Source organism: Pedobacter sp. WC2423 (assembly GCF_040822065.1).
Classification (GTDB): Bacteria; Bacteroidota; Bacteroidia; order Sphingobacteriales; family Sphingobacteriaceae; genus Pedobacter.
In genome coordinates this window covers 4387999-4413254 of the sequence record NZ_CP162005.1, presented here as the reverse complement: position 1 = coordinate 4413254, position 25256 = coordinate 4387999, and the positions used below count along the sequence as shown (strand labels likewise).

The following is a 25256-nucleotide window of genomic DNA, read 5'->3' as shown; positions in this document are numbered from 1 at the left end:
TTTTGATTATGAGCTTTATATTAAAGCCGGTAGATACCGTTGAGAATATCAGTCCCGCAGACTTTAAAAAAAACTATTTAGACCCCAGAAAACCTCTAATCATTAAAGGTTTAACAAAGAGCTGGCCTGCAAGAGAAAAGTGGACAACTGAGTACCTGAAAGAAATTGCTGGTAACCTGGAGGTTCCTTTATATGACAATGCAAAAGTAGACCCTTCCAAACCAATCAATTCGGCGGCAGCGCATATGCGTTTTGGCGATTACCTTGATCTGATTAAGTCAGAGCCTACAGAACTCCGTATATTTTTCTTTAATTTATTTAAACATGTACCAAGTCTGATCAAGGACATCGTATTGCCTAAAGATTTAATGGGCGGCTTTATAGAGAGTATGCCTGCTATGTTTTTTGGTGGTTCAAACTCTGTGACCTTCCTGCATTATGACATCGATCTTCCGCATCTTTTTCATACACACTTTGGTGGAAGAAAACATATCATATTATTTGATAACAAGTGGAAAGATCGTCTTTATTGTATCCCAAATGCTACTTATGCACTGGAAGATTACGATGTAGCCAATCCTGATTTTGATAAATTCCCTGCACTCAAAGGTGTAGAAGGATATGAAGTTTTCCTTGAACATGGCGATACACTGTTCATGCCTACAGGAATGTGGCACTGGATGAAATATCTGGATGGTTCTTTCTCTTTGAGTTTAAGAGCATGGGATGCTTCTCCAATCAGAAAAGCACAAAGTTTATTTAACCTTGCTATTAAAGGAGGTTTAGACAGCGTTTTGAAAATGGCATTGAAAGCTCCTTATGCAGAATTCAGAGAAAAACTGGCTATTAAAAGAGCAGAAAAGGCATTAGCTAAAGGCTTACCAAAAAAATAAGGGAACACCTTTGTGTCATAATTCAGTTCAAATTACGGCTTATATCCAGTCTGTATAGCAAAAAACCAGTATTCAGTATACTGGTTTTTTGCGTTTAAGCTCCGGAGGGTATTTTTACAAGCAGCTAACATTAGTTCTCTGGCAAACTTTTACCTTCGATATTCCGTTATATACTAACATATGAGAGGTTTCCATTTTTCTAATTTTCAAGCAGATGACAAGCCTAAGGGCGGGTTTGATGAAATGCTGAAGTTATTTACCCAGCTATTGAATTATACTGCAGGTGATGCAGGTGAAACATTGGCCTGGATGAATGAACTGGACAAGCAATATAAGTTTACCACGGGCGATTACGGCATGGGTGATTTTATTGATGAGCTGAAAGATAAGGGCTATATCAAAGAAGATTCCAAAGACGGCAACATGGAGATTACCGCCAAGACTGAACAGGTAATCCGGAAGTCTGCGCTGGAAGAAATTTTCGGTAAACTGAAGAAGGCCGGAAAGGGCAATCATAACAGTAATATCTCTGGTATCGGGGAAGAAAAGAATGCAGACCGCCGTGAATACACCTTCGGTGACAGTCTGGATCAGATTGATATGACTGCATCGATACAAAATGCACAAATCAATCATGGTATCGGTAATTTTACGTTAACAGAGGGTGACCTGGAGGTAGAGGAAAAAGACTATAAAACGCTTACTTCTACAGTGCTGATGATTGACATCTCCCACTCTATGATTTTATATGGAGAAGATAGAATTACACCAGCCAAAAAGGTAGCGATGGCACTGGCCGAACTGATTAAAACGCGTTACCCGAAAGATACACTCGACATCGTCGTATTTGGAAATGATGCCTGGCCGATTACGGTGAAGGATCTTCCATACTTGCAGGTTGGGCCTTACCATACCAATACCCTTGCCGGTTTGGAACTGGCTGCAGATTTATTGCGTCGCCGGAAAACACATAACAAACAGATTTTCATGATTACTGATGGTAAACCGACCTGCCTGAAAGAGAACGGCCGTTACTATAAAAACAGTATGGGACTGGATAGAAAGGTGATTAATAAAACCTTAAATATGGCTGCACAGTGCAAGCGCCTGAATATCCCGATTACGACCTTTATGATTGCCCAGGACCCTTATTTACAACAATTTGTAAGGGAGTTTACAGAAATAAACGGAGGAAGGGCATTTTACAGCTCCTTAACTGGTTTAGGCGAGTACATTTTTGAAGATTATATTAAAAACCGAAGAAAAATAGTCCGTTAATCCGGGCAAATACACCTATGGAGCAAACCTCAATTAAAACTCTTGGCGAATTAAAAGCCTCAAATTACATCTCCCTAACAGTAAAAGACGAATTGCGCAAGAACCTGATACAGCAGCTTCAAAATAAAGATGCTGGTTTTGAGGGTATCCTTGGTTATGATGAAACTGTTATTCCTGAACTTCAGACCGCGATTTTATCCAGACACAACATTTTACTACTGGGCTTAAGGGGCCAGGCCAAAACACGTATTGCACGTTTAATGGTTAACCTGCTTGATGAATATATCCCTTATATCACCGGAAGTGAAATCTTTGATGATCCTTTGAATCCAATATCCTGGTTCGGAAAACAGGAAGTTGCTGCACATGATGATGCGACACCGATCAGCTGGCAGCACCGTTCAGACCGTTATACGGAGAAATTAGCGACCCCGGATGTAACCGTAGCCGATTTAATTGGCGATATGGACCCGATTAAAGCCGCTACACTGAAATTAACTTATAATGATGAGCGTGTGATCCACTTTGGGTTAATTCCAAGAGCACACCGCAGTATTTTCGTCATCAATGAGCTACCGGATTTACAGGCAAGGATACAGGTAGCCTTGTTTAATATGCTTCAGGAAAAAGATATTCAGATCAGGGGATTTAAATTACGTCTTCCTCTGGATGTACAGTTTGTATTTACAGCGAACCCGGAGGATTATACCAACAGGGGATCAATTGTAACTCCGTTGAAAGACAGGATAGAAAGTCAGATCCTTACTCACTACCCTAAAACCATAGCGATCTCCCGTAAAATCACTTTCCAGGAGGCAAAGATCACTGAAGCACAAAAACTAATCGAAGCTGATGGTTTAGTGAAAGATTTGATTGAGCAAGTTGCTTTTGAAGCGCGCAAAAGTGAGTTCATTGATCAAAAATCCGGTGTATCAGCACGTTTAACAATTTCTGCTTACGAAAACCTGATCAGTACTGCCGAAAGAAGGATGCTGGTCAACGGAGAAAAGAAGACCTTCGTAAGACTTGCTGATCTGACAGGAATTATACCGGCAGTAACAGGTAAAATTGAATTGGTTTATGAAGGAGAACTTGAAGGCCCCGCTAAAGTTGCGAATATCTTAATTGGTAAAGCGATCAAAAGCTTGTTCAACCGTTACTTCCCTGATCCGGAGAAAGCAAAGAAAAACAAAACTGCAAATCCTTATCAATTGATCACAGATTGGTTCACAGATGGCAACACACTGGATATTGCTGATAACCTGACAGAGTCTCAATATAAAAAAGAGCTCATGCAAGTTGCTGGCCTGAATGAGCTGGTTAAACAGTTCCATCCTAAACTAAGTGCTAATCAAACCCTTTTATTAATGGAGTTTGCCTTACATGGACTTGCAGAATACTCTCAGTTGAATAAAAAATACCTGAGTGGTGGTTTCGGTTTCTCTGATATGTTTGACAGTTTATTTAATACTGATCCTGAAGAGGACGAAGATGATGACATTGATTTCAATGCCTAGTCTGTTTTAAAAGTATCTTTTAATATTTAACATAAAAATGGGCAGATTACCCTTTCTTATTGTAGGATGCCTTTTAATCATCGCATTCGATTTCTACTTCGTCAAGGCGATTTTATCCGCGTTCAAAAACTGGAGTGAAAAAGCAAAAACCAGATTTACCCGCATCTACTGGGGTATCACCATCGTATTAATTATTGGTGTTTTTGCAGGTATCTTCTTAAATCTGTTTTTATCAATGCGTGCAGTCATCTTAGTCATTTTTTTCCTGACTACTGCCTGTAAAATCGTGATGCTGCCCTTTCTGCTGGTTGATGACCTGCGCAGGTTAGTTATCGTTCTGCTCAGACGGACCAGAAGATCAGAAAACAGCAGCGCAACAGTATCAGGAAACTTAAATGATCAGTATAATGCAACATATTCATCCCGTACAACAAGCACCCATAATAAAACCGGTTTAGCTATAGAAGAACCAATCAGCCGATCTTCGTTTATTGTTAAAGCAGGCTTGGTTGCAGCGGCAATTCCCCTCACTTCATTATCCTGGGGAATTGTATCAGGTGCTTATGATTATCAGGTCCGCAGAAAGACATTGATCCTCCCTAACCTGCCCGCTGCCTTTGATGGCATCACGATGGGACAGATCTCAGATATTCACTCAGGAAGCTTTTACAACAAAACAGCCGTAAAAGGTGGTGTAGAAATGCTCCTTGGCGAAAAGCCGGATTTCATCTTCTTCACCGGTGATATTGTCAATGACATGGCCACAGAAATGCGGGATTACCAGGACATCTTCAGTAAAATAAAGGCTCCCCTTGGTGTTTACTCCTCTCTGGGAAATCATGATTATGGTGATTATCATTTTGGGAAAGAATCATCCCCCGCAAAAGTAAAAAACCTGAAAGACGTGATCAAAACCCACGAACTTATGGGTTGGGATCTTTTAATGAATGAAAACCGCCGGTTAAAGATTGATGGTGAAGAAATCGGAATTCTGGGCATAGAGAACTGGGGCATGGGGCGTTTTCCGAAATACGGCCGTATGGATCTTGCAGTTAAGAATACTGACGACCTTCCCGTAAAGCTTTTACTTTCTCACGACCCTTCACACTGGCGTGCCGAAGTGCTGCCAAAATATCCTCAGATAGATGCGATGTTTAGTGGCCACACCCATGGTATGCAATTCGGAGTTCGTACCGAAAAGTACCAGTGGAGCCCTATAGAGTATATCTATAAAGAATGGGCCGGATTATATCAGGAACAAAAACAGCAGCTTTATGTTAACGTAGGTTATGGCTTCCTTGGTTACCCCGGAAGAGTAGGTATCTTACCGGAGATCACCATCTTCACACTCAAAAGAGCATAAAAAAATAGAAAAACAAGCATACTCATTTCAGGAAATTCGTTCAGAATCTCTTCAGGCGAAGACAATGCCGGCCGAACATAGCCGGCTTGTTTTTTTAGCAGCCGGACATCCCTCTTTTCAACACTGTTAATAACTCATTAATAACTTAACGCAAACCGTTTAAATTAATTTATTACATTATAAATAAATTAAACGCTATGAAAACTCACTTTATAACCTATGGAGACGATAAATACAGAGCGCAGAGAAAATTTCTCAAACAAACAGCCATAGACTCCAAATTTTTCGACGAAGTAAAAATCTTCAGCCCGGCAGCTATAAACCCGATCTTTGCCAAACGCTTTAAATCTATCCTTGAACAATCAAAAGGCGGTGGATACTGGATCTGGAAACCCTACGTCATAAAAAAAATACTTGATACCCTTCCCGAAAACGACATTTTGATTTATGCCGATGCAGGATGTATCATTAATAAAAGTGGTAAAAAACGTTTCCACGATTACCTGACACTTCTGGAAGCAACCGATACCGGTACAATCGCTTTTGAACTACCCCACAAAGAAAATGAATACACTAAGCAAGAAGTATTTGACTATTTTAACACCACAACAGAAATCATCAATTCTAATCAATTGATAACAACGGTCATTATGCTGAGGAAATGCCAGCACACCACACAACTCATAGACAAATGGTATGACACACTCTATGAAAACTTATCTCTTTTTACAGACCAGAAAGATGCAGCCTTACAACAAAAAACGTTTATAGAACACCGCAACGATCAAAGTATATTCAGTGTGCTTAGAAAAACCCATGGAGCACTTATTCTGCCTGACGAAACACATTTCCCAAACTTCCTGCAAGATGGTGTAAAATATCCCTTCTGGGCAGCCCACCTCAAAGATTAAAACCCATTTAAGCATAAAAACTCAACCACCCGCAAACCTGCAAAATCAGCAAAAAAAATAGCGCAGTCTTTTAAGGACTGCGCTATTACCAATAACTATTTAAAAACTATCCCGCATTAAAACGGTATCCAATACCCCTTACAGTTTGCAACAACTGTGGATTATCAGGATTCAATTCAATCTTCTTTCTTAAACGAACAATATGCATATCAAGCGTACGCGTATTCACATCAGAATTATATCCCCAAACAACCAGCATCAACTCATCCCGGTTAATCACCTTATTCGGATTTCTCAGGAAATACAATAAGATCCTGTTTTCTAATATTGTTAATTCAATCTTTCTTCCGCTCCTGTAAAGGGTATGGATATTAGGGTGATGTTCCATGTCGCCAAAACGGTGGATCTCTGACTTATCATTGTTTAACAAAAACTTCACCTTACTCTCCAGCATCGCCACCAAAACATCCATATTAAACGGCTTGGTTACATAATCAGACACTCCGAAAGTATAAGCATCAATCTTATCCACATCCTGCGCCTTCGCAGTCATCATAATAATCAGGTTCTCAAAACCCTGCTTACGCACTTCCTGACAAACATCCGACCCCTGTTTACCCGGCAACATCCAGTCCAGCAAAACAATATCAGGCTTTTCATCCATGATAGTTTTTACTGCCAGCTCACCATCGCCGGTTTCCAGTACATCATAACCCTCAGACTTTAGTCTGTGTACTACTAAAAACCTTAAATTTTCATCATCTTCAACTATCAGTATTTTAATTCCTTTAGACATATCATTAATTATTATAAGGCAGTACTATTTTAAACTCTGTTCCTTTATTTACTTTACTTTTTACCGAGATCTCACCCTTCATGAAATTCACTAACTCCTTACAAAAAGCCAACCCTAAACCAACACTACCATTCTGATTATACTGATTCTGTATCCGGTAAAACTTCTTAAAGATATTATTAATTTCTGGTGTTGGAATACCTATACCCTGATCCACAAACCTGAATACAACTTTTCCTTTTATCATTCTCGCCACAATATGCAACCGCTTATGCTCAGGACGTGAATACTTGTAAGCATTCTCCGCTAAATTGTCAAAAAGACTGCCCAGCAATACCGGATCCGTAATAAATGTCACAAAACCAGAGACTTCATAAGTCACTACAAAATCAGGATGTTTCAGCGTATGAGATTCAATTGTACTCTCAATAAAATCCACAATATTAATTTCATCACGATTTAACTGAATAGCCCTGTTTTCAATCTGCGTAAAAGCCAGTAACTTGTTCATTAATCCATTTAACTTGTCGGCCTCCTCATCCAGGATCTTACCATACAACTTGAGCTCTCTTTCAGTCAGTGCACTCGCACTTTTAATATTATTACCCGCTATCTTAATCACACTCACCGGCGTTTTAAACTCATGCGTCAGATTATTCACAAAATCATACTGCAATTTAAACATCTTATGATTAATATTAAGATTTCTGTAGATCAAAACGGTGACCAGAACCAGAATTCCATAGAATAGTAACATCACCAGCGCGATAGGCATAAAATAACTCAAAATTCCCTGAGCTACAAACGACTTTGCAGAAATAAAATAGAGTTTATAATCTGAAAACGGGCCGGGTAATGTGATCTCTGTAGCTATATAATCCGCTGACGTATTTAAAGGATCATAAGTTAGCGGTTCAATTCTTATATTCTGATACAACAGCGGCCGCGTATTGATAATCTTGATTTTATATGGATCCAGATGAAAAGATAACATATCCTGCTGATAAACCGGAGACGGACTAAGCTGCTGTCTTAGCATCTGCTTATAAACCTTTAAATCTTCAAATCCCGGAATATTCAGGTAAGTAATTTTATTCGAACGGATAATACTGAAGTTGGTAAAAAGCTCTTCCTGACTAGGTACAATAGTCGTATCCAGACTCTCAATGTAAGAAATCAGCTTGATTCCCAAAGCATTAAAATCATCACCCCTACTGAATTTTTTCGTATCATCCCTCGAAAACAATTTGACCGAATCCAAAGGGACCAAATCACCAAACTGATAAATATTCTTAGGGCCAAAAGAGAAATGCCCGGTATTTAATCCATCCCTGACCGGTGTATTCCCAATCTCCGAATCATAAAAAACCACCTTTGAAACAAAAGGATAGGCATTAATAATAGTATCCACAAACTTTGATGCCGTAGCAGAATCAAGATATCCATTGTAATAAGAAATTTCAGGAACTTTATTCTGGAAAAATTCATTGTAAGGTTTAATACTTTCCTCCAGAACCTTTACTTTTTCAGAGACAAACTCATTCTCTATAAATTTCTTGCTGAAATTATAAGCCAAAAACAAAGACAAGATGAACAATACAGAGATCAGCACAATAAAGGTCACGATCAGTGAAAAGTTCTTACGATAGCCACTAGTCTTTTCCGGAGCCATATTACCCACCTATTTCTTAGACAAATTTACAGACAAAAACTGCTCCAGTGAAGCATATAGTTGCTGGCGCACCTCTTCACCCTGTGGAGAAAACTCACTATATTCCTTTTCGAGATAAGTTACGTTCACATTTCTTTTGTTGAGTTCTTTCACAAACTGAACAGCTTCTCCTGAATTACTTCTCGGATCCTTTGGACTTTGCGCAATAAACACGGGAACCCTGAATTTATCTGCATGAAAAACCGGAGATACCTGGCGCATCCGGTCACCTTCTGTTACAGGATTACCGATTACCTCATAGTACATCTGCAAATTAGTCTTCAAAAATGGAGGAATAGATTTCAGATAACTAAATAAATTAATCACTCCTGAATTAGACCCACCACAAACATACATCCCAGGGCTCGAATATAAACTATTTAACGCGATATAACCGCCAAAGCCTGAACCATAAATGGCTATTTTCCTTGGGTTAGCAATCTTATTCTCAATGAGCCATCTTACCCCATCATTAATATCATCTTTGATTTTACCTCCCCATTGACCAGAGCCGGCAGCAGCAAAAGACTTTCCGTATCCGGATGAGCCCCTGTAGTTAACCTGGAACACTGCATATCCTCTATTCGCCAGAAATTGCACTTCTGCTTTATAACCCCAGGAATCTCTGCGTCCCGGGCCATCATGCGGCAAAACAACTACCGGAAGGTTGGAAGGCGGTTTATTAACCGGCAAAGTAAGATACCCCTGTATTTTTAATCCATCACGTGCTGTATAAGAAACAGGCCTCATCTCGCACATTTCAGCTTCCTTAACATAAGGATTGAAATCACTTAGTTTTCTGATTGTACCTTTATTGGCAATATATAAGTAATAAGATCCCGGATTTCTATCCGTGAACGTTCTTACAATAAATGTATTTTCTGCTTTATCTCTGTCAATAATCCTTGATTCAGTACCCGGCAATAATTTATCCAGCTTTTCATATAGCTTTTTAACAGAAGGATCCAGGTAATGTTTTTCCTTTTTCCAGGTTTCACAGATTACAAAAGCTATAGTCTTTTTGGATTCGGAATATTGGGCATCCACTACATTGAGTGTATCATTACTGAAAAGCACCTTACTTTCTTTACCCGTCAGACAGTTCAATTCTATCAATGCATTTTTATCCCTGTTAACATTAGAAATCGCATAAACAACGTTTGGTCTCGTATCTGAAATCGCGACAGGCGTAAAAGTAGTTTTAAAATTATTGGTCACTACAGCTCTGAAGGCTTGGTTTTCAGTCTCTCTGTATAGTAATGTCTGATTTACCCCATCACTGGTGGTGGCCAGGCGAATTTGTCCTTTTGAATCTGTTACCCAGTTGGTAATGTTTCCCGGGTTCCTGGCAGCCATGTCCATCTGGCCATCTCTTACATTTAAACGGTAAACATCGAACACCGTAGAATCTCTCTTATTAGATGAAACCAATAAAAATTTACCATCAATCAACTGATCTTTGAGTACGTGCATCCTGCTTTTCCCATTATCACTCAGCTGACGTTCATTTTCTCCGTTTTTATTGATAATAAAGATATCTGATAACCGCTCAGCCCCTGACTTCTCTTTGTAATAAACGATTTCATCATTACTTACCCAGAAGTAGTAATTGATATTTTTCTCATTCAATTGTGTGATCTGTGAGGATCTTCCAGTAGCCAGATCTTCTACAAATAAGTTTTGCTTTTTACCTTGTAATTTTAGATAAGACATGGTTTTACCATCCAGAGAAATTGCATAATAACCCTTATCCTGTGCCTTAAAGAAGTCTGCCACAGGAATAACCCTTACCTGCCTGTTTTGCCGGCAAGCACTAAAAAGGGCTAGAAGAACAATGAATAAATATCTTTTCTTTATGGTCATAGCATTACGGTAGCCTGCAAAAATACGCAACACTAGCTGTCTATATGGACAATACACTAATATTGTTACCTTAACAGCAAATGGAGAGCGTCTCAAAATAGTAATATTTTATCGCTGATAAAGAAATGTCTGGTAATATTTAAAATACCGGTAATCCGGAATGATGGACAACCACAATTTATTATCTTTATTTTTGATAACAGTTTCTTGCTGTTCACGTTGATTCAGGACATCATGATAAAAACAATATTGGCGATCGTACTCTGCTTTACAGGCTCACTATCATTATTTGCACAAAGTAATAATGATAGTGAGATGGCGATGCTATACTATCAAAATGGAGATTATCAAAAGGCATCTGTATTACTCGAAAAGATAGTCTTCAAAACAAAAAATGAGGCCTATTCAGAGCTGTACTTCAATGCACTGCTCAAATCAAAACAATACGAAGTTGCAGATAAAGCGATCAAAAAACTGATCAGGCAGAGCCCTGAATCTCCAAAGTACCTGACTATACAAGCCCGGATTTACAAAGAAAAAGGAGAACTGGAAAATGCAAAGAAGACCTTTGATCAGCTCTTGCATTCCCTTCCTGAGGATGAATCCAAAATAAGAGCATTGGCAAATGATTTATACCAGATAGCCGAATATGATCTGGCTGCAGATGTATTTCTTCAAGCCAGAAAAAACATGAAAAATAATCAGGTCTTCACTTTTGAACTCTTAAGTATCTATCGTTTCAAGAAGGACAAAAATAAATTGAGTGAAGAATATTTGAATGCCTTGTCTACCATGCCCCAAATGCTACAGCAGGCCGAAACAGTACTGCCTTCTGTTTTTGAAACTAATGCCGATTATCTGACTCTTCAGAATTCATTGTTCAAGAGAATACAAAAAGATCCTCAGAATGAATCTTATTCAAAGTTGCTGATCTGGCAATTTTTGCAGCAAAAAGAATATGACATGGCATTGCGTCAATTAATTGCGCAGGATAAAAGGATTAAAGATGATGGAACGATCTTATTTGAACATGCACAGATATTTGCCTCCAATAAAGCTTATGATACAGCGATCAAAGCTTACACTTACTTAACGCTTAAAGGCAAGGACAATCCATATTATCTGCCTTCCAAACTGGCCTTGATCGATGCCAGTTATCAGGCGCTCCTGCTGGGTAAAAATGAACAAAAAGATGTTATAGCCCTTGCGGGTCAGTATCAGGAAATCCTGGATGAGTTTGGCAGGAATGCGAACACACTTTTTGCACTCAGGAAGTTGGCAAATCTACAGGCTTATTATCTGAAAGATCTTAAAAAAGCGGAAGAAGCACTGGAAGAAGCTATAAAAATCCCGGGCATTACTAGTGCTGATCTGGGTGCAATGAAACTTGAACTTGGAGATATTTACAGACTGACACAACAACCATGGGAAGCCATTTTGATGTACGAGCAGGTGGCTAAGGAGTTCGAAAATCAAAATCCAGGAACTGAAGCCAAATACAGGTCTGCAAGGTTATCATTTGAACAGGGAAATTTTAGTTATGCCAAATCTCAGGCAGATGTGCTCAAAGCATCTACAGAACAATTAATAGCGAACGATGCATTAAATCTCAGCCTTTTAATATCCGATCATCTGGAAACCAAAACGGATACACTGGCACTTCAAATGTATGCTGCTGCTGAATCGCTGCAATTCAGGAATCTCCATAAGGAAGCAATAGCGAAAGTAGACAGCATCGTCGTGTTATACCCTAAAAACAGTCTCACTGATGATATTTTGATGTTTAAATCAAACATTTATATCAAAAACAGAGATTTTGCTCTTGCCGTGCCTTTACTTAAAGAGTTAACCGGACATCAGCAAAAAGGAAATTGGGCAGATGAAGCCTTATTTATGCTTGCCGGCATCTATGAAGATCAGCTGAATGATCCTGAACAAGCTAAAATATTATATCAAAAATTGATTGTAGACTTTCCAGGCAGCATGTTTGTAACTGAGGCACGCAAGCATTTCAGGAAACTGAGAGGTGATCCTATGGAATCCTGAATTTATTCCTGCGATTTATAAAATTACACAAGCTCTTAATTATATCTTTGTGCTATGTTATTATACAATGTAACCCTGATTATTGAAGAAGCTTCTGCTCCGGCATGGCTGCAATGGATGCAAGAAGAACATATTCCTGAAGTAATGGCTACCGGATTATTCGTTTCCAACAGATTATTAAAGGTGGTAGATTCACCAAATGAAGGTGTAACCTATTGCGCCCAATATGTTGTACAGTCAATCGAAGATTATGATGCTTATCAGTTAACGCACGCGAATGCACTGGCAGCAGAATTAAACAGTCGTTTTAAAGATAAATTTGTTTCTTTCACTACCGTAATGGAATATATAGCTTAATTATGAATATGATACAAACACCTATAGCTGATCTTTTTGTTATCGAACCTAAAGTATGGAAAGATAACCGTGGCTATTTTTACGAAAGTTTCAGTGCGCGCGCATTTGCAGAGGCCGGCATTCAGGCCGACTTTGTACAAGACAATCAATCTTTCTCACAAAAGGGTACTTTGCGTGGTTTACATGCTCAGAAAGCTCCTTTTGCACAGGGAAAACTGGTAAGGGTTATACAAGGTAAAGTTCTTGATGTTGCTGTAGATGTCAGAAAAGAATCCGCCACTTATGGCCAGCATTTCAGCATCGTCCTTAGTGGTGAAAATCACAAGCAATTATGGGTTCCACCAGGGTTCCTTCATGGTTTCCTGACGCTTGAAGACGATACTATTTTCACTTACAAAGTGACAAATTATTATGATAAAGAGTCTGAATGTGGTGTAATCTGGAATGATGCGGATCTGAACATTAACTGGAGTGAAGACTTGACAAAAGAGGAGCTTTTGCTTTCTGATAAAGATCTGGTACTTTCTTCTTTTAAAGATTTCGTGAGCCCTTTTTAACGAAGGATCTGCGTATTCTTTTCTTAAAGTTTTATAAAAAAGGTCATCCGGATATCCGGATGACCTTTTTTATAAATGATAACTTATTTTTTGATCAGGTTGTACAGCTCATCCAATTTAGGCGCCAATACAATTTCAATCCTGCGGTTTTTACTTCTTCCTTCAGGGGTAGTATTAGAATCTAATGGTTGGAATTCACCTTTTCCTGTTGCAGTCAACCTTACACCAGGAACTTTTTCAGTTTCTGTCAGGTAACGCACTACAGAAGTGGAACGCAACACACTCAAGTCCCAGTTATCTTTAATCTGACCCAGGTTAGTTATTTTCTGTGAATCTGTGTGCCCTTCTACAGCAATAATAATCTCCGGCTGCTCTTTTAATACTTTAGCCAGCTGAGCCAATGCTTGTTTCCCTTTTTCATCGATAATAATACTGCCTGAAGGAAATAAGAGTTTATCAGTCAGAGAGACATATACTTTACCGTTTTTCATTTCTACGGTTAATCCGCTCTTAGAGAATCCAAGCAATGCTTGTTCTAATTTTTCTTTTAACTGATTAGAAGCTTCATCACGTTTACGTAAAACATCTTCTACTTCTTTAAGGCGTTGTTCACGTTTTTTAAGATCCTCTGAGAGCTTATTAATGGCAGAAGAGCTGTTATCCTTTAATTTGGCGTAACTGCCGTCAATTGCTTTATATTTACCTTGAAGCTCATTAAGCTGTCCTTTCAGATCAGCGGTATCCCGCTGTAATTTAGCAATAGCGCTTTGTAAGTTATCAATAGACCCCTGTGCTCCGCTCCAGCCGGTGCTTAATGAATCCTGTTTAGCCAGTAAAGCTTTATATTTTTTTGGCGACAGGACTACACATGAACTAAATGCACTGGCCAATAAACCGATGCTTAAAAACAAAATAACTCTCTTCATAATTAGGGTGCTATAGCTCCTCTCAGGAAGCGGACAAATGGATATATTCCTGTAAAAGCTTTTTTTAATTGATTAACTAGGGTAGGTTTTAATAATTCCTGATCTGTGAGTGGTAAAACGGCAATAAAGCTTTTGAGTTTTAACAAATCAATATGAGGATGCTCCGGATCATAACCTTTGGGAGCTTTCTTCAGGGTGTCTTCTGTACTCAGCTTAAACTGGTCTGTAAAACCTTTAGCTTCTATAATTTCAAGAAATTCTGAGGTATTGTAATCTATTTCTTCTCTTATTTTTTTAAGTATCGATGCTTCTGGCATCCAGTAACCACCGGCAAAAAATGACTTCCCTGGCTGAAGATGCAGATAGAATTCCGGCCCGTTTCCGTTCGAGTTTTTCACGGAGAAAGAAATTCCAAAGTTATTTTTGTAGGGATCTTTATTTTTACTGAACCGTACATCTCTGTAAATGCGCATTACACATTTCTTAGCTTGTGTTTCAAGTGGGAACTGTGGGTCAACAGTTGCAAGAACAGGAATAAGTTCCTCAACCAGGCCAATCACATCTGCCTTTGCGGTTTCATACAATTCCTTATTCAGGGCAAACCATTCCCTGTTATTATTTGCTGCTACTGCGCTTAAAAAAGCTAGTGTTTCTGGCTTAATCATGGTCTGTCGTAATAGGCGTTATAACTAATTTTAGGAGAGAGCCAATGTAATAAAATCACGCGTGAATAACGATAGTTAAAGGGTGCAAGGACTAAGCATCCACTAAAAATCACACCGACATACATCCATAGGGAATCAAATTCCAGATTACCACCGGAAAAGATATAGGTTGCAATACCCACGGCAATCATCTCCATTACATTCATTGCATAGCTTACATACATAGCGGCATAAAAGTAGCCTGGTTCTATCTCATAGCGCTGCCCGCAATGACTGCAAATATCATTTGTACGTTGTAAATCGAAACCATATAAAGTACCTGTGAAGATTTCTCCTCTGCGGCAATGCGGACATTTACCATGTACTAATGCATATAGTTTTGTTGTTTTCTTCATCTATACTGAAGGAGATCAGGAACGCAGGGAAGCTTGTGAACGACGGTATCTTTTATACCACAAAAAGCCAATAGCAGCGATCATCAGGTAAGGAATTGCCATCAGGTACAAAACACCTGTATTCAAGCCTACAGCTTGTGTATTCCCGTTTTGAGTTCCCTGTTCTGCACTGATTGTACACATGGCACATTGTGCAGCAACTTTCTGCAGACCAGCTCCTGCTGTTACAGCAACCAAAAGAATAAAGAAGATAATAGCTCTTTTCATTGGATTCTATCATTTATGAAGCTTACAAAGTGCAAGATTCATCAGGTTAATTACTAACTATAGCAAATATAAGATTAAACGAACAATTAAGCCTGACATTACATAAGTCTAATGTAAAAATGCCTGGCATTGGTTAAAAATTATAATAAGGTGAAATCATCAGGTAGACAATCACTCCGGTCACAGCTACATACAGCCATACCGGGTAAGCCCATCTAACTATCTTACGGTGCCTCTCAATCTGCATACTGAAGCCTCTGAGGAAACTAATCAAGATCAATGGCAACACTACAATGGCCAGCATAATATGTGTAATCAGAATGAAGAAATAGATCATTCTTGTTCCACTTACGGCAGCAAGTTCAGCGACTGAAAGAATGCCATTATGATCAATGTCTCCGTATTTTGTATCCTTTTCATAAAGGTGAAACAGGATATAGAAAACCAGAAATATAGCGGACAGAATAAATGTGATCACATTCGTTACTTTATGTGCTTGTATATTTTTCTTCTTGATAAAGATTAAAGAAAGAATAAGCAGTACTGCACAAGTCGCATTAATACCTCCAATTAAATGTGGTAATAAATAGATGAACGATGGTTTTATGGTTGGTGGCGGTACAATCTTCAAAGTAATAACTACTGCAAGTACTACTGCGGTAACAATCCAGATCAGACGTAAAAAGAATTTATCGTTAATATTCATGGTGTGTATCTTTATTAAGCATCAGGCGGCTTGCAAAGCAAGCTTACCTTCCGTCTCTTACATTTCTAAGCTCTTCGGCAACGAGAACTTTTATTTCATCATTCAGCTTGGAGAGCGCTTCCTGATTAGTCGCATCATAATAACCTCTGATGCGGTGCTGGGGATCCAGCAGAACAAACAAATTGCTGTAAGTGAATTTACGTTCACCTTTTTCAAAGTGCTGCTGGGCGTCAATATAGAGCCCTTTATTGATCCAGTTGTAAACCGCGGTACTATCTCCGGTCAGTAAATCCCATTTACCTGCCTTTGCTTTTAGTTTCTCAGCATAGGGAAGCAGTTTAGCAGGAACATCTGTTACAGGATCTATACTTAAGCCTATAAAATGAATTAACGGATTCTTGATATAGGTATTCATATACACGTTCATTGCTTTGTTAGCAAATTCTACGGCGTAATTATTTCCGGAGGTATAAATCAGGTTCAGCACAATGATCTTTCCTGAGTAATTCTTCCAGCTCACCGTATCTGCCTGCTGATTAATAAACCGGAAGTCAGGTAACTGATGATAAATGGTATCGGGAATCTGTTTTCCTCTTTTGGAATGGAAAGTAGCAGCTACTTTTTTTGGGCCGAAAAAGGGCAATGGTTTATACCTGTTTTTCCCTTGTTCAACCAGTTCATAATATAAAAATCCCGGTACCGCTAAAATCGATACCAGGATTATTATTTTTTTTATTGAAGAAAACTTCATGAATTAAATAGTCATATGTATATGCAAATAACCACCTTCAATGAGCATCAAAGTTATAAAGTACGCAATAAATATAAATGCGAGCCCAAGTGACAGCTGCAACCCGGTTTTCTCAAACTTAAGGTGCATAAAGTAGGCAACAATATAATATGCTTTTAAAAGAGTTAATAAGATATAAGCAATATTACCAGCAGTGTGAGAAACCAATCCTTTTGGTAAAATCACTAATGCAATGATAAATTCAACTACAGTAATCCCTAATAAGATAAAGAATACCTGCCAGATTTTTGATTTGCTTAGGCCAGCATGCTCATCATGTGCATGCTCTTCTGTATTTTGTAGGTTATGTTCAGACATAATATATTTTTTGAGGAATTAAACTAAATAGAAGAAGGTAAATACAAATACCCAAACCAGATCAACAAAGTGCCAGTATAAACCTACTTTTTCAACCATCAGGTAATGACCACGTTTCTCGAAAGTTCCGTTGATAGTCATAATCAGAATGATGATATTTAATAAAACACCAGTGAATACGTGAAATCCGTGGAATCCTGTAATTGTAAAGAACAAGTTAGCAAACTGTTGTGCTGCAACGTTAGACACAGGCCCAACAAAGAATTCCTGTAACTTCTCTGGTTTAGGAATAGATGCCCACCAGAAACCTTCATGGTGAAGGTGAGTCCACTCTAATGCCTGACAACCCAGGAACATGAAACCACCGATAATAGTTGCCACCATCCACCAGATCACTTCTTTCTTAGCACGTCTGTGACCAGCTTCAACAGCTAATACCATAGTTACAGAACTCATGATCAGGATAAAAGTCATAATACCTACGAACACTAATGGTGCTCCGGATTCTACTAAACCCGGAATCGACTGGAATACCAAATCCGGATCAGGCCATGTAAATTTCGTGAAACGTTGCGCTCCGTAGTATACCAATAATGAAGAGAATGTAAATGCATCTGATAGCAAGAAAAACCACATCATTATTTTTCCGTATTCTACCGACCACGGTGAACGGCCGCCACTCCATGGAGTAGTTTTTACCTGATCTAATTGTGATAATGAATTCATTTTAAAAATTGTAATAGTTTGTTAAAAAGTCTAACTGTTCAAAAGTAAAAAAACATAAAGATATATCCATAATATATCTATAAAATGCCAGAATATAGAGGCTATTTCTATGCGATATACCGCATTTTCTTTAGGAATTTTGCCATATGCACCCCAAAGGCTGTTCAGGATGAAACAAAGTCCTGCAAAAATGTGCAGTAAGTGCATGCCGGAAACAATATAAATCGTAGAAATTGCTGCGTTATTGTTAACCAGTGTTGCACCACTTTGGTATAGTGCCGACCAGGCATCAACCTGAAGATAGCCAAAAGCGATCCCCAATGCTAAGGTTGACCATAGAAATATTTTTTGTGTCTGTATATTCTGCTGACGGACTGCCTTTGCTGCAAAAAATAAGCAGATACTGCTCAATACAAGCACCGCTGTGCTGTACATAAAAACATCAGGAAGAACTAATCCATGTCCTTTACCTTTAGACGCAGCAAATACGATATAATAACTTGTAAATCCTCCAAACATAATAGTCGAAGAGACCACAAATAGCCAAAGAACGAATTTTTTAGCTTTAAAAGAGGTAGCTAATCTATCCTGCGCTACGTCTTCTGGTTTTAATGTGTGTACCATATATAAAAAACTATTTACCTATAAAATCAAACAATAAAATCAATTGTACCAGTGGTATGTAAACAAATGAACAAAACATCACTTTACGTGCACTGTCTATATCCATTTTTACCAGTAGTTTAAAGGCCAGCAGTGCAAAAATCACTCCGGCTATGATCGAAACCCCTGCAATGTAATAACCGCCAAATCCAAAGAAGGTAGGCAGCAAACTCACAGGTATTAATATTAACGTGCTTAAGAAAACAAGAAATGCTGTGGTCTTATCTCTTTTCTTAGTAGGTAACAACCTGAAACCTGCTTTTTTGTAATCATCATCCAAAACCCATGCAATTGCCCAGAAATGCGGAAACTGCCATACAAACTGTATAAGGAAAAGAATTCCGGCAACTTCATAATCTACATGCGTAAAGTTGGTAGTATGCCCCAGGGCGGCCAAATAACCGATAAGCGGTGGTAAAGCACCAGGTATTGCACCTACAAAAACGGCAATTGGAGATTTACGTTTTAAAGGGGTATAAACAAATGCATAAAGTAAGATAGAAAATACTGATAAAAGACCTGTTTCCAAGTTCAGCTTACCTAATAACCAGGTACCGAGCATCCCCATGATCAAGCCCAGTACTAATCCCTGTCCCGTTGTCATTCTTCCTGCTGGCATCGGACGATCCATGGTACGGGTCATCAGTTTATCCAGATCCTTTTCTATAATCTCATTGAAGCAGTTTGCTGCTGCAGTCACTAAAAACCCTCCAGCTACCAGAATCAGCCAATTTCCCCAGTCAATAGACGGAACCTCACCCCTGGCAACCTGCATTCTTGAACCAATTAAAAAAGTAACTGACGCAGAAAACACAACCAGAAAAGTAAGTCTGAATTTGATGAGTTTAGATAAATCTGAGAAAAATAATTTCAATTCTATGTGTTTTAATATTATTGATTATAAGTACTTGTTCTGTATACCAGCAGATAAAGATAAAACTGGAGTGTAAACAGAACTGTTGAGAACACTAAATGTATAACCTGAGCTGCTGGTGGCAGTGCAAAGTTAGCTAATAATAATCCACTTGCAATTTGTACCATCAGCACCAATACAATTGAATTACCTAATTTCAATTCTGTTGCCTTACCTCCAAATTTATTCATTACGAACTGGTAAATGAATGCATTCAGTACGACTACAAAAATTGCAAGATCACGGTGATAAGAGAAGATATCTCCTATTTTCCCAATCCAGGTATGTCTTTCCTGATATAACAGGTTTTTTGAAATCTCATCAATAGCTTCCCTTACTTCTGTTCCTAAAACAATTTGCAGTACACTCAGGAACAAAGAAACCAGAATCAATACTTTTAACCAGAATACTTTAGAAATAACAACTGTCGGTTCTTTATGCAGTGATTGTGCGTAATAATAGGTATAAACCAGGATGGCGAGCATAACCAGAGCGAGCAGCATATGAACAGTCACAACCCAGGCCAGTAAATTGGTCGAAACCACAATTGATCCCAGCCAGGCCTGAAAAACTACCATAAAAAGATTCAGTATACTTAAAACTATAATCCTTTTAGCTTTACTCTTATACGTAAATGAAAGAACGGCAACTGCAATTAATAAAATTCCTGTAGCTGCTCCGGTAAGGCGGTTAATATATTCAGTCCAGGTTTTTGCTGCATTAAATGATTCCGGAACTGTTATACTTTGATCGTGACGGATACTATCTGCCACATCCTTTTTACCCATTTTATCAAGCATCAGCGCAAAACGCTCATTCTTTTTAACCCGGCCTGCTACGTATTTTTCTTTATAGTCTTTCGGAAGCTGATCTACAGATGTTGGTGGAACATATTGGTCAAAACATTTTGGCCAGTCCGGACAACCCATACCTGAACCCGTACTCCGTACTACTGCACCAGCTAAGATGAGTACTAACGTCACTATTAAAGTAATCAGGTTTAACCGGATAAATCTCTTTTCAGATTTAGGAACCATTGGTTTGATTTTAAAAAAAATGAGGTTATCGTTCTAAGTAGATACTCAAGCAGATAACCTCATCGTATAATTTTAATAAAGGAGATTAATCCAGTATTGCTTTTTCTTTTGCTTGTTTTTCTTCCCACTCTCTCTGGATGCGTTCAGATTCTGCATTTCCTTCAAAGTCATGCGGCATGTTTGAGCTCATTGTTTGAGAATAAGGAACAGTTTGAGGAATGAAATCTGCTTCAGAACCTGGCTTACTGTAATCATATGGCCAACGGTATACTGTAGGGATTTCTCCTGGCCAGTTACCATGGATATGCTCAACAGGTGTAGTCCATTCTAAAGTATTAGATTCCCAAGGATTCTGTGTTGCTTTTTTACCTTTGAAAATTGAGTAGAAGAAGTTGAACAGGAATGCAATCTGTGCTAATGCTGCAACGATAGCTGCCCAGGTAACAAAGATATTTACAGTAACCCATTTCTGCATGAATTCAAATTCAGTGAAAGCATAGTAACGACGTGGTACACCATCTAAACCTAAGAAGTGTAATGGGAAGAATACTAAATAAGCACAGATAAATGTAACCCAGAAGTGAAGGTATCCTAATTTCTCGTTTAACATTCTTCCGAACATTTTTGGATACCAGTGATAAACACCGGCAAGCATACCAAAGATCGCAGCAGACCCCATTACCAGGTGAAAGTGAGCAACTACGAAGTAAGTATCGTGAAGGTTAATATCCAGAGAAGCATTACCTAAGAAGATACCAGTTAAACCACCTGAGATAAAAAATGAAACCATACCAATAGCACATAACATTGCAGGGGTGAACCTGATATTACCGCGCCATAATGTAGCCAGGTAGTTGAAAGTTTTTACTGCTGAAGGAACAGCGATAATCAGGGTCGTGATCATAAATACACCACCCAATAATGGATTCATTCCCGTCACAAACATATGGTGACCCCATACAATGAAGGAAAGGATAGTAATACCAATTAATGAATAAACCATCGCATGGTAACCAAAGATTGGTTTTCTTGAATTTACCGAAATTACCTCCGAAGAGATACCTAAAGCCGGCATAATTACAATATATACCTCAGGGTGACCAAGGAACCAGAATAAATGCTGCCATAAGATTGGAGAACCACCTTCATTAGGTAATACCTGAGTACCCATAACGATATCAGATAAATAAAAACTTGTACCGAAACTACGGTCAAAAATCAATAATACAACACCCGCTACTAAAACAGGGAATGATAAAATACCCAGGATAGCTGTTAATAAGAAAGCCCAGATAGTTAAAGGCATTTTCCAAAGATCCATACCTTTAGTACGCATGTTTAATACAGTACTTACATAGTTGATACCACCCATTAACTGAGAAGCTACAAAAAGAACCATACTGATTAACCACAATGTCATCCCTAAACCAGAACCTGAAATAGCTTTCGGAAGAGCAGATAATGGAGGATATACTGTCCAGCCCGCACTTGCCGGTCCAGTCTCAATAAAGAATGAACTCATCATCACGATACAGGCGATAAAGAATAACCAGTATGAAAGCATGTTCATAAATGGTGATGCCATATCCCGTACCCCGAGCTGAAGCGGAATCAGTAAATTACTAAACGTACCGCTCAATCCTGCGGTCAGTACAAAGAATACCATGATGGTACCGTGTATCGTTACCAGAGCAAGATAAAAATCAGGTTTGATCCTTCCTCCTTCTGCCCATCTTCCTAAAAATGTTTCAAGGATAGGGAAACTTTTATCCGGCCATGCCAGTTGCAGACGAAATAAGATAGACAATCCCATCGCAATAACAGCCATCACAATACCAGTTATTAAAAACTGTTTTGCGATCATTTTGTGATCCTGGCTAAAAATGTATTTGCTTATGAAAGATTGTTCGTGATGCCCATGATCGTGACCGTCATGGTGATCGTTGTTATGTGTATCGTGTAATGTTATAGTTGACATAATGCGCTATTCCAGTATAATTATTTTTTTAAAGCCGGTTTATTCATTGCTACAGCAGGAGCACTGGTGGTCGCAGCTTTAGCTGTACTATCAGCTGGTGCCGCCGCCGTTGGTGCAGCTGCTGGTTCTGGTACGATTGGTAAGTTAAATTGCTTTCTCAAATCGTTATTGATAAACTTAGGTTGTTTAACTATCCAGGCATCATATTCAGCCTGAGAAACAACTCTAACAACCTTTTGCATATTATAGTGACCAGATCCACAGATTTTCGAGCAATAGAACAAGAATTTAAATGCTGGATCATTTACTTTAGTCTGCATATCAGCAGTAGTAATCGTTGGTGTGAATTCGAAATAAGAAGTCATACCCGGAACAGTGTTTAACTGAATCCTGAAATGCGGCATGTAAAAACTGTGTAATACATCTTTACTGGTCAGAATTAATCTTACTGGTTTGTTGACAGGAATAACCATTTCCTCAGCCATCTGATCATCAAGATTGTCCTTATCATTAAAGTCCATACCCAAACTGTTTGTTCCGGTAATCAGTTTATAGTTTTTCTTACCTACAATTTTATCAGCGCCCGGATAACGGATAGTCCATGCAAACTGCTGAGAAGTAATCTCAATGCTCAATGGCTTGTTATTAGGGTCTTCAATTTTATAGAAAATAGATCTCCAGGTAAGGAATCCCATTAATACCAATACAGTAAGCACTAATGCCGGAACAATTGTCCAGATACGCTCTAATGCATTATTGTGTGGATAGTAATAAGCTTTTCTTTTACCAGTATTCTTATAGAAATAAGAGAAAAGGAATAATACAAGGTGTGTTCCGATAAATACGATAGTTGTCAGGATCAGTGTGATATTAAACATCTGGTCAATCTTCTTACCGTGTTCTGAAGCAGCATCAGGAAGGATCATGTTACCATGAACTGTATATTCAAAGTAAACACCATACAATCCGACGATTAAGAAAATCACGAAAAGAACACCATTTACTGTATTCCAGTTGATGCCGGCAGGTTTATCCTGAGCTTCACGTGTCAATTCATATACCCGCATTGCTTTACCAACTATTGCTATAAATAAGCAAAGCAGTAAAAATAACAGGGTATAAAATGCTGCCGACTTATAGATCGGGAACATATCAATAGGTTTTTTCGCAGCCGTAGCGGCAGCACCGGCGGCAGCTTCTTGTGCAAATGCGCTCGTATTTGCAAACACAGTAAGAATTACTGCCAGGGCCGCTATTGTCTTATTGCTTATATATTTTCTTAAACTCATTTTCTTAAAAGTAGTACGATGTACTTCTACTATAAATTAATGTATATACTCTCTAACCAGTTACTACAAATGGTGATTCAGACTTTCTTGTAAGAAAGGGTGATTCTTTGCAATTAAAGGTTTCTTACTTAATGAAGATAATACTGTAAAGGTAAACAAGCCTACAAAACCGATTGCTGTACCTATTTCAATAATACCAAAACCATTATGTGATTCTACAGTTCCAGGCATAATCATTTGATAATAATCTACCCAGTGACCGCATAATACAATTATACAAACACCAAGCATGATATTTTCCTGTCTTTTATTGTCACGGTCCATCAATAACAGAACCGGAGCAAGGAAGTTCATCACTAAATTTAAAAAGAACCAGAACTTGTAAAACTCAAATCGTTTGTAAAAATACACAGTTTCTTCCGGCATGTTGGCATAATAGATCAACATAAATTGCGCAAACCATACATAAGTCCAGAAAATTGAGAACCCGAAGATGAATTGACCTAAGTTATGCAGGTGACTATTGTTAACCCACTGCATATAACCTGCTTTTCTCAACAGAATGATAATCACAGCTATAGTAGCTAAACTGCTCACCCACATTGCTGCGAAGTTGTACCATCCAAACATAGTTGAGAACCAGTGTGCCTCTAAAGACATCACCGTATCAAATGCAAAGATTGGCGTAGTAAAGCCGTAGATAACTAAAAATATACAAGAGTATTTAAAACTTTTCGTGTATGAATTTAATCCGCCTTCCAAATCTTCGTTAGTAGATAACTTAGAAAGTAAAAGAGCGAAAAAAGAATAGATACTTAAAAATACAACCTGACGTCCCAAAAAGAAAGGTACATTTAAAAAAGCTGATTTTCCGTCGATTAATTTATCATAGTTTTCAGAAGACGGATCAGTTAAGCCCGGTGCATTCCAGTGATGATAAAGATTATGTGTGTATAGTCCAAGACCAATAACAGCGATCAGGATTACTACTGCGATAGGCAATGTTTTTGCCATAGCCTGAGGCACACGTAAGATTGATGCAGACCATCCTGCCTGCGCTACAAACTGAACAGCTAAAAAGAATGCACCCGACATACATACACAGGCGAAGTAATAGGCCATAAGTAACAGGTTGGCAAAAGTCCGCTCATGAAGTCCATGATCAGAAAAACCATAAGCTATACTTGCGATACCAATAACGATCGCCGCTATGCTTAAAGTTTTAGCTTTTCCTGTAAACTCAAACTGCTCATTGAAATTATAATTGTGAGTTCCCATTTATATCTGCTTT

The 25256-nt window shown here is 38.5% G+C and carries 25 protein-coding genes; 8 read left to right on the top strand and 17 right to left on the bottom strand.

The features are described 5' to 3' along the window. The first annotated feature begins 8 nt into the window (after positions 1 to 8). The 5 genes from AB3G38_RS18470 to AB3G38_RS18450 all read left to right on the top strand — a co-directional run bounded on the left by AB3G38_RS18470 (position 9) and on the right by AB3G38_RS18450 (position 5962). A complete protein-coding gene (locus AB3G38_RS18470) occupies positions 9 to 893 on the top strand; it encodes a cupin-like domain-containing protein (protein WP_183866096.1) in 885 nt (294 codons plus the stop codon). Positions 894 to 1073: 180 nt separating this feature from the next. Next, a complete protein-coding gene (locus AB3G38_RS18465; protein WP_367865269.1) occupies positions 1074 to 2171 on the top strand; it encodes a VWA domain-containing protein in 1098 nt (365 codons plus the stop codon). 17 nt (positions 2172 to 2188) lie between these two features. Then, positions 2189 to 3688, top strand: coding sequence for a sigma 54-interacting transcriptional regulator (locus tag AB3G38_RS18460; protein ID WP_367865268.1), 1500 nt, complete (start codon positions 2189 to 2191; stop codon positions 3686 to 3688). 37 nt (positions 3689 to 3725) lie between these two features. Next, positions 3726 to 5051 carry a metallophosphoesterase gene (locus AB3G38_RS18455; RefSeq protein ID WP_367865267.1) on the top strand — a complete coding sequence of 442 codons (1326 nt, stop codon included), beginning with the start codon at positions 3726 to 3728 and terminating at the stop codon, positions 5049 to 5051. Positions 5052 to 5248: 197 nt separating this feature from the next. Further along, positions 5249 to 5962 carry a hypothetical protein gene (locus AB3G38_RS18450; RefSeq protein WP_367865266.1) on the top strand — a complete coding sequence of 238 codons (714 nt, stop codon included), beginning with the start codon at positions 5249 to 5251 and terminating at the stop codon, positions 5960 to 5962. A 106-nt stretch (positions 5963 to 6068) separates the two neighbouring features. Here AB3G38_RS18450 and AB3G38_RS18445 read toward each other — a convergent pair whose 3' ends face one another. From AB3G38_RS18445 to AB3G38_RS18435, 3 genes are read right to left on the bottom strand one after another with little or no spacing between them, the layout of a single operon-like run. Next, complete coding sequence (locus tag AB3G38_RS18445; protein ID WP_068403928.1) at positions 6069 to 6758, bottom strand: response regulator transcription factor; 690 nt, start codon at positions 6756 to 6758, stop codon at positions 6069 to 6071. A gap of 4 nt (positions 6759 to 6762) precedes the next feature. Next, the gene (locus AB3G38_RS18440; RefSeq protein WP_367865265.1) at positions 6763 to 8430 is read right to left on the bottom strand and encodes a sensor histidine kinase; all 1668 of its coding nucleotides are present in this window, start codon (positions 8428 to 8430) and stop codon (positions 6763 to 6765) included. Positions 8431 to 8439: 9 nt separating this feature from the next. Beyond that, positions 8440 to 10332, bottom strand: a complete 1893-nt coding sequence (locus tag AB3G38_RS18435) for a prolyl oligopeptidase family serine peptidase (RefSeq protein ID WP_367865264.1) — start codon at positions 10330 to 10332, stop codon at positions 8440 to 8442. Positions 10333 to 10566: 234 nt separating this feature from the next. Here AB3G38_RS18435 and AB3G38_RS18430 point away from each other — a divergent pair, with 234 nt between their 5' ends. From AB3G38_RS18430 to rfbC, 3 genes are read left to right on the top strand one after another with little or no spacing between them, the layout of a single operon-like run. After that, positions 10567 to 12378: a tetratricopeptide repeat protein gene (locus AB3G38_RS18430; RefSeq protein ID WP_367865263.1), complete on the top strand. Its 1812-nt coding sequence runs from the start codon at positions 10567 to 10569 to the stop codon at positions 12376 to 12378. Between the two features lie 54 nt (positions 12379 to 12432). Further along, entirely contained in the window at positions 12433 to 12735 is a 303-nt protein-coding gene (locus AB3G38_RS18425) for a DUF4286 family protein (protein WP_367865262.1), read from the top strand. A gap of 2 nt (positions 12736 to 12737) precedes the next feature. Then, positions 12738 to 13292 carry a dTDP-4-dehydrorhamnose 3,5-epimerase gene (gene rfbC / locus AB3G38_RS18420; protein WP_367865261.1) on the top strand — a complete coding sequence of 185 codons (555 nt, stop codon included), beginning with the start codon at positions 12738 to 12740 and terminating at the stop codon, positions 13290 to 13292. An 83-nt stretch (positions 13293 to 13375) separates the two neighbouring features. On the opposite strand, the gene AB3G38_RS18415 is transcribed toward rfbC, so the two are convergent. The 14 genes from AB3G38_RS18415 to AB3G38_RS18350 all read right to left on the bottom strand — a co-directional run bounded on the left by AB3G38_RS18415 (position 13376) and on the right by AB3G38_RS18350 (position 25243). Next, positions 13376 to 14218: an OmpA family protein gene (locus AB3G38_RS18415; RefSeq protein ID WP_367865260.1), complete on the bottom strand. Its 843-nt coding sequence runs from the start codon at positions 14216 to 14218 to the stop codon at positions 13376 to 13378. A gap of 2 nt (positions 14219 to 14220) precedes the next feature. Further along, a complete protein-coding gene (locus AB3G38_RS18410; RefSeq protein WP_367865259.1) occupies positions 14221 to 14883 on the bottom strand; it encodes a DUF2461 domain-containing protein in 663 nt (220 codons plus the stop codon). After that, the gene (locus AB3G38_RS18405) at positions 14880 to 15278 is read right to left on the bottom strand and encodes a DUF983 domain-containing protein (protein ID WP_367865258.1); all 399 of its coding nucleotides are present in this window, start codon (positions 15276 to 15278) and stop codon (positions 14880 to 14882) included. The genes AB3G38_RS18410 and AB3G38_RS18405 overlap by 4 nt, the downstream gene beginning before the upstream one ends. Positions 15279 to 15293: 15 nt before the next feature. Next, the gene (locus AB3G38_RS18400) at positions 15294 to 15545 is read right to left on the bottom strand and encodes a hypothetical protein (protein WP_367865257.1); all 252 of its coding nucleotides are present in this window, start codon (positions 15543 to 15545) and stop codon (positions 15294 to 15296) included. A gap of 133 nt (positions 15546 to 15678) precedes the next feature. Continuing rightward, positions 15679 to 16251, bottom strand: coding sequence for a DUF420 domain-containing protein (locus tag AB3G38_RS18395; RefSeq protein WP_367865256.1), 573 nt, complete (start codon positions 16249 to 16251; stop codon positions 15679 to 15681). Positions 16252 to 16294: 43 nt separating this feature from the next. Next, positions 16295 to 17002: an SCO family protein gene (locus tag AB3G38_RS18390; RefSeq protein WP_367865255.1), complete on the bottom strand. Its 708-nt coding sequence runs from the start codon at positions 17000 to 17002 to the stop codon at positions 16295 to 16297. Positions 17003 to 17005: 3 nt separating this feature from the next. Further along, entirely contained in the window at positions 17006 to 17359 is a 354-nt protein-coding gene (locus AB3G38_RS18385; RefSeq protein ID WP_068403948.1) for a cytochrome C oxidase subunit IV family protein, read from the bottom strand. An 18-nt stretch (positions 17360 to 17377) separates the two neighbouring features. Continuing rightward, positions 17378 to 18085 carry a cytochrome c oxidase subunit 3 gene (locus tag AB3G38_RS18380; RefSeq protein ID WP_068403950.1) on the bottom strand — a complete coding sequence of 236 codons (708 nt, stop codon included), beginning with the start codon at positions 18083 to 18085 and terminating at the stop codon, positions 17378 to 17380. 30 nt (positions 18086 to 18115) lie between these two features. Continuing rightward, on the bottom strand, positions 18116 to 18709 hold the full coding sequence (locus AB3G38_RS18375) for a cytochrome c oxidase subunit 3 (protein ID WP_068403952.1): 594 nt from the start codon (positions 18707 to 18709) through the stop codon (positions 18116 to 18118). A 10-nt stretch (positions 18710 to 18719) separates the two neighbouring features. Then, positions 18720 to 19622, bottom strand: coding sequence for a heme o synthase (gene cyoE, locus AB3G38_RS18370; protein ID WP_367865254.1), 903 nt, complete (start codon positions 19620 to 19622; stop codon positions 18720 to 18722). A 17-nt stretch (positions 19623 to 19639) separates the two neighbouring features. Further along, positions 19640 to 20698 carry a heme A synthase gene (locus AB3G38_RS18365; RefSeq protein ID WP_367865253.1) on the bottom strand — a complete coding sequence of 353 codons (1059 nt, stop codon included), beginning with the start codon at positions 20696 to 20698 and terminating at the stop codon, positions 19640 to 19642. Positions 20699 to 20783: 85 nt separating this feature from the next. Then, positions 20784 to 22676, bottom strand: a complete 1893-nt coding sequence (locus AB3G38_RS18360) for a cbb3-type cytochrome c oxidase subunit I (RefSeq protein ID WP_367865252.1) — start codon at positions 22674 to 22676, stop codon at positions 20784 to 20786. A gap of 20 nt (positions 22677 to 22696) precedes the next feature. Continuing rightward, positions 22697 to 23965 carry a cytochrome c oxidase subunit II gene (locus AB3G38_RS18355; protein WP_367865251.1) on the bottom strand — a complete coding sequence of 423 codons (1269 nt, stop codon included), beginning with the start codon at positions 23963 to 23965 and terminating at the stop codon, positions 22697 to 22699. A 63-nt stretch (positions 23966 to 24028) separates the two neighbouring features. After that, the gene (locus AB3G38_RS18350; protein WP_367865250.1) at positions 24029 to 25243 is read right to left on the bottom strand and encodes a quinol:cytochrome C oxidoreductase; all 1215 of its coding nucleotides are present in this window, start codon (positions 25241 to 25243) and stop codon (positions 24029 to 24031) included. Positions 25244 to 25256: the final 13 nt, after the last annotated feature.

Coding starts and splice junctions, on each gene's coding strand:
- AB3G38_RS18410 (WP_367865259.1), bottom strand. CDS start 14,883: ATGATTAAGCCAGAAACACTAGCTTTTTTAAGCGCAGTAGCAGCAAAT.
- AB3G38_RS18365 (WP_367865253.1), bottom strand. CDS start 20,698: ATGGTTCCTAAATCTGAAAAGAGATTTATCCGGTTAAACCTGATTACT.
- AB3G38_RS18440 (WP_367865265.1), bottom strand. CDS start 8,430: ATGGCTCCGGAAAAGACTAGTGGCTATCGTAAGAACTTTTCACTGATC.
- AB3G38_RS18460 (WP_367865268.1), top strand. CDS start 2,189: ATGGAGCAAACCTCAATTAAAACTCTTGGCGAATTAAAAGCCTCAAAT.
- AB3G38_RS18430 (WP_367865263.1), top strand. CDS start 10,567: ATGATAAAAACAATATTGGCGATCGTACTCTGCTTTACAGGCTCACTA.
- AB3G38_RS18355 (WP_367865251.1), bottom strand. CDS start 23,965: ATGAGTTTAAGAAAATATATAAGCAATAAGACAATAGCGGCCCTGGCA.
- AB3G38_RS18455 (WP_367865267.1), top strand. CDS start 3,726: ATGGGCAGATTACCCTTTCTTATTGTAGGATGCCTTTTAATCATCGCA.
- AB3G38_RS18375 (WP_068403952.1), bottom strand. CDS start 18,709: ATGGTACACACATTAAAACCAGAAGACGTAGCGCAGGATAGATTAGCT.
- AB3G38_RS18350 (WP_367865250.1), bottom strand. CDS start 25,243: ATGGGAACTCACAATTATAATTTCAATGAGCAGTTTGAGTTTACAGGA.
- AB3G38_RS18390 (WP_367865255.1), bottom strand. CDS start 17,002: ATGAAGTTTTCTTCAATAAAAAAAATAATAATCCTGGTATCGATTTTA.
- AB3G38_RS18415 (WP_367865260.1), bottom strand. CDS start 14,218: ATGAAGAGAGTTATTTTGTTTTTAAGCATCGGTTTATTGGCCAGTGCA.
- rfbC (WP_367865261.1), top strand. CDS start 12,738: ATGAATATGATACAAACACCTATAGCTGATCTTTTTGTTATCGAACCT.
- AB3G38_RS18450 (WP_367865266.1), top strand. CDS start 5,249: ATGAAAACTCACTTTATAACCTATGGAGACGATAAATACAGAGCGCAG.
- AB3G38_RS18445 (WP_068403928.1), bottom strand. CDS start 6,758: ATGTCTAAAGGAATTAAAATACTGATAGTTGAAGATGATGAAAATTTA.
- AB3G38_RS18425 (WP_367865262.1), top strand. CDS start 12,433: ATGTTATTATACAATGTAACCCTGATTATTGAAGAAGCTTCTGCTCCG.
- AB3G38_RS18435 (WP_367865264.1), bottom strand. CDS start 10,332: ATGACCATAAAGAAAAGATATTTATTCATTGTTCTTCTAGCCCTTTTT.
- AB3G38_RS18400 (WP_367865257.1), bottom strand. CDS start 15,545: ATGAAAAGAGCTATTATCTTCTTTATTCTTTTGGTTGCTGTAACAGCA.
- AB3G38_RS18385 (WP_068403948.1), bottom strand. CDS start 17,359: ATGTCTGAACATAACCTACAAAATACAGAAGAGCATGCACATGATGAG.
- AB3G38_RS18405 (WP_367865258.1), bottom strand. CDS start 15,278: ATGAAGAAAACAACAAAACTATATGCATTAGTACATGGTAAATGTCCG.
- AB3G38_RS18465 (WP_367865269.1), top strand. CDS start 1,074: ATGAGAGGTTTCCATTTTTCTAATTTTCAAGCAGATGACAAGCCTAAG.
- AB3G38_RS18380 (WP_068403950.1), bottom strand. CDS start 18,085: ATGAATTCATTATCACAATTAGATCAGGTAAAAACTACTCCATGGAGT.
- AB3G38_RS18395 (WP_367865256.1), bottom strand. CDS start 16,251: ATGAATATTAACGATAAATTCTTTTTACGTCTGATCTGGATTGTTACC.
- AB3G38_RS18360 (WP_367865252.1), bottom strand. CDS start 22,676: ATGTCAACTATAACATTACACGATACACATAACAACGATCACCATGAC.
- AB3G38_RS18470 (WP_183866096.1), top strand. CDS start 9: ATGAGCTTTATATTAAAGCCGGTAGATACCGTTGAGAATATCAGTCCC.